This is a genomic window from Sinomonas sp. G460-2, assembly GCF_047759905.1.
GTDB lineage: Bacteria > Actinomycetota > Actinomycetes > Actinomycetales > Micrococcaceae > Sinomonas.
In genome coordinates, this window is sequence record NZ_JBKZWT010000360.1 from 1 (window position 1) to 3,459 (window position 3,459).

At 69.3% G+C, this 3,459-nt stretch carries 4 protein-coding genes and 1 pseudogene; 3 read left to right on the forward strand and 2 right to left on the reverse strand.

All coding sequences use genetic code 11. The features are described from left to right. The 3 genes and pseudogenes from ACLN58_RS19745 to ACLN58_RS19755 all read left to right on the forward strand — a co-directional run. A pseudogene (locus tag ACLN58_RS19745) lies at window positions 1–181 on the forward strand (hypothetical protein); the annotation flags it as partial. Between the two features lie 452 nt (window positions 182–633). After that, window positions 634–1,185, forward strand: a complete 552-nt coding sequence (locus ACLN58_RS19750; protein WP_415856939.1) for an LPXTG cell wall anchor domain-containing protein — start codon at window positions 634–636, stop codon at window positions 1,183–1,185. 179 nt (window positions 1,186–1,364) lie between these two features. Then, a complete protein-coding gene (locus tag ACLN58_RS19755; protein ID WP_415856940.1) occupies window positions 1,365–1,604 on the forward strand; it encodes a hypothetical protein in 240 nt (79 codons plus the stop codon). Window positions 1,605–1,678: 74 nt separating this feature from the next. Here the strand turns inward: ACLN58_RS19755 and ACLN58_RS19760 are convergent, their stop codons facing one another. Together ACLN58_RS19760 and ACLN58_RS19765 are read right to left on the reverse strand one after the other, a co-directional pair. Next, entirely contained in the window at window positions 1,679–2,866 is a 1,188-nt protein-coding gene (locus ACLN58_RS19760; protein ID WP_415856941.1) for a type II toxin-antitoxin system HipA family toxin, read from the reverse strand. Further along, window positions 2,863–3,063 (reverse strand): helix-turn-helix domain-containing protein, encoded by a 201-nt coding sequence (locus tag ACLN58_RS19765; protein ID WP_415856942.1) that lies wholly within the window; start codon window positions 3,061–3,063, stop codon window positions 2,863–2,865. The genes ACLN58_RS19760 and ACLN58_RS19765 overlap by 4 nt, the downstream gene beginning before the upstream one ends. Between the last annotated feature and the right edge of the window lie 396 nt (window positions 3,064–3,459).

Here is a 3,459-nt window from a genome sequence, read left to right on the forward strand (position 1 = left end):
GCCGCTCGGCACCGACGCGGCGTTCGCGTGGAACCCGACTGGCCCGGGCTGCAAGGTCGAGGACACGATCCTGAGCACCGAGGCAGGCTTCGAGGTGCTCTCCGCCGATCCGGCATGGCCGAGCGTCACCGTCGACGTCGCGGGCCAGGCGCTCGAGCGGCCGGACGTCCTCGAGCTCTAGGCTCCGCCGCCACAACGGCCCCGTCACTCCGTCACATTCCCCGGGTACTCCGCCGGCCTCCCCACCTTCTCAGCCGGATTCCCCTTCTCGGCGACCCCGGCGGAAGGCGCCGCCCGGGATCGCAGGCGAGCGGCGCCGTCGTCCGCTGTGAAGCTGGGACGGTTGGCGCACAAGTCGGGGAACCCGGAGTGGAGCCATCGGACCATGCAAGTCCCCGCCGTCGGCGGACCAAAATGACGTCAGTGCCTTCAGCGGGCGCCGTCGTCCCGACTACGAGGCGATGCTAGAGCAGATCGCCGCCGGGGTGTTCTCCGCTGACCGGATTGTACATGTCCAATGTAGAATCGGCTGGGGCGACCGGGGGGGTCGCCGTGCCGCACACATGGTGGGCGAGCCCATTGCCGACAGAGCAAAGGCACGGGCTGCCAGCCGAGCTTTTTTCGACCGATCAGATGGGATTCCTCATGTTCAAGAAGGCCCTCGCGGCTCTGTCCATTGCTGTCGCGGCCCTCGCCGTGGCGCCGGCCGCCGCCAACGCCTCCGGCTATGTGCCCGGCGGCAGCACGACCGTCTCCGGCAGCACCGCCCCTGGCGGCACGTCGACGGTGGGATTCGCCGCCGGGTCGTTCGTCGCGGACGAGTCAATCAGCGTGTCGGTGATCGGTGTGACTTACGTCACTGTCGCGACGGTCAAGGCTGCGGTCCTGACTACGGTCACGAAGCAGGCCTCGAGCGCGGGTGCGCTCATGGTGGACGTCGTCCTCCCGGCGAACGCCTCGGGCACCTACACGGTGACCGCGACAGGCATGGCGTCGGGCAACGTCGGCACCGCTTCGCTCACTGTCGCCCCGGCCAGCTCCACGTCCGCGAACACCGCGAGCGTTCCCGTCCTGGCGAACACCGGCTCGTCACTGCCGTTCCTGATGATCTGGATCGGTGCCGGCGCCCTGGTCCTCGGTGTCGCGATCGTCCTCTTCGTGCGCCGCGGCCGCCGCACCGCCTGACCTCGCCGCTCTTCGGCCCGGCTGCCCGTTCGTTCGAGCCCATCGCGGGTCAGCACAGCGGCCCAGCCGGTCTGGGCGAGCACAGAGCACACCCCAGTGCTCGCCGGCACTCTTCGGTAGAACGGAACTACCCCATCTACTTCGTGTAGGACACCGGGCCCGCTGCCACCGTCGCCGACTTGGTCAACCACTCGATCAGGAGCTGGGTCAAGGAGATCGCGCGTAGGCGTCTGGTCGAGCTCGTGAAGATCGGTCGTGACCCTTCGAAGATCTTCAGAGACCGGGTCATCGACCATATCGGCCGCTATGTCGAGGCGGCGTCTGTGTGGCTGCAGATGAAGATCGCAGCCAAGGCTCCGGTCGTGCAGCCGGCTGCCCATAGGAGGGGCATGGGCTGGCCGAGGCGGGCGGGGACATAGTTGGCTCGGCTGCCCACGACCCCGTGGGTAGAGGCAGCCTGCCTTGTTTCGACGCTGCCTGCCGCTGCGTCTCCTCAGAGGTCGCTGATCTCCTGGCGGCGGGTGCGGAGCTCGCGCTGGGCGCGGTGGAGGCGCGTCCCGGTGAACGGCAGCGCGCCGAGATCGACCTTGTCCGCCACGCGCAGTGCCGTCAAGGCTGCCGAGCGGGCCGCCTTCGCGGGCAGGCCGATGTCCTGGGCGAGCCCCGCCCAGTGGGAGGCCTTGAGCCTTCGGGTGGCGCCTCCGACTGGGAGGGCCACGGACTCGTCCCCGTACAGCAGGGTGCAGGGGATGTCGAAGATCGGGGCGACGGTGGTGTTGCCGGCTCCATCTCCGAGGGCTGCGACGTTCTTGGCGTGCAGGTCGCCGTTTCCGGTGAGCCATGCGAAGAGGAACTGCATGTAGAGGTTCCGGAGCGCGACGGGGCGGGCGTTGCAGGCGTCGGCGACGGTTCTGATGACGTCTTCGGTGCTGACGCCGTACTTCATGGCGGGGAGCACGCCGAGGAGCTGGGCGCCGTCTTCGAGCGGCAGGCGCCGCCAGCCGTCGCCGCCGGGGGCTCGGTCGAAGCGGCGCACGAGCAGCCCGGCACGCTCGGCGGTGTCCCACCGCAACGAGTGGGTGGCGACCGGCAGCCGCATCCCCGCGGCCATGAGGAGGTGGAGCGACTCGTTGAGGACCAGGTGGGGATGGTCGGGCGGGTCGAGTTTGAGGATGTACCTGCCCCCGCGGGCTGCGAGCGGGGCGGTGAGCATCGAGGCGCTCACCTTGTCTTGCACGCCGGGGAGGCCGTGCAGGTCGAGGGTATCGGCCAGCTTGGAGAAGTCAACGGGTTCGCCGTCGAGCTCGGCCACGACGGGCGGCTCCTCGGGGCGCTCTCCGGAGGGGACGACCTGGACATCGCCGGGGACATCTGCGCCGACTGCCAGGAGGACGGAGAGCTCGTCGTCCGGGCTGGTCTTCACCGCGCTGCGGAGGACCGTAAGGCGGTGCCCTTCAGGCAGGAGTCCAGCGAAGAACGGGGGCAATCCGGGGTGAACGGCTGGCTCGGCGCCCGCGGGGAGGGTCGACGCGACGGGCGCACCGCCTGCAGCGAGGTACTCGGGTGTGTAGGCGAAGGCGACGGCACCTTCGCGGGTGCGCGTCAGGTGCGCCGCCAGGATGCCGGCCTTGTAGACGTCGGCGGTGGGGACGAAACGTAGCTTGGCGAGGTCTCTGGTCATGGGACTGCTGCCAGGTGGAGGCCGACGGCGGCGGCGGCGGCCGCGACGGCGGCGAGGCTGCTGGTCCCGGTCCCAGCCTCGATGTCACGGACGGTGCGCTCGGAGAGCCCGCACAGTTCGGCGAGAACCTGCTGAGTGATGCCGAGGTTCTTGCGGGCAGCGCGGATGGCGGATCCGATGGCCTTGGCATCTGCCATGGAGCGCTCCTTCCGGCAGGTTATTGCCGATTTGCAGAGGTTCGTGGTCCATTCTCTCAGGACCAGCCTGTTTCAGCAATATACTGCCGATTTAGGCCACCCGCCGCTTCGAACTGTCCATCCCGGCTCGTTTTCGGCAGTATTCTGCCGGATTCTGGAGGGGTGGGCTGGGCGACTCCCAAGAAGGCGCTGCACGTGTTCGGAGGCAAATGCGACGGGGCACCCGGAGGAGTTGTGGCCGGGATCGACGTTGGCTCAGGTGGCGCCCGCCCGCGGTCAGAGCGCCTCGCGGGTGAGCACCCCGTCGACGCGGCGCTGGATGCCGAGCGGATTCTCGTCGCGCAGGGCCTCGGGCAGGATGGCCTGCGGCGCGTCCTGGAACGTCACGGGACGCTG